The organism is Roseomonas sp. USHLN139, from assembly GCF_037145735.1.
Lineage (GTDB): Bacteria > Pseudomonadota > Alphaproteobacteria > Acetobacterales > Acetobacteraceae > Pseudoroseomonas.
Genome location: NZ_JBBCWY010000043.1, coordinates 1 through 223, shown reverse-complemented (window position 1 = coordinate 223; position 223 = coordinate 1). Strand labels below are relative to the sequence as shown.

At 69.1% G+C, this 223-nt stretch carries 1 pseudogene; it reads right to left on the bottom strand.

Annotated features, from left to right (window positions below):
- A pseudogene (tuf, locus tag WFI16_RS26930) lies at positions 1–223 on the bottom strand (elongation factor Tu); the annotation flags it as partial.

Genomic DNA, 223 nt, shown 5'->3' with positions numbered 1-223 from the left:
CGAGGCGACGACGCCGGCGCCGACCGTGCGGCCACCTTCGCGGATCGCGAAGCGCAGGCCCTGGTCCATGGCGATCGGCGCGATCAGCTCGACGTCCATGGCGACGTTGTCACCCGGCATCACCATCTCGACGCCTTCCGGCAGCTGCACCACGCCCGTCACGTCGGTCGTGCGGAAGTAGAACTGCGGACGGTAGTTGGTGAAGAACGGCGTGTGGCGGCCG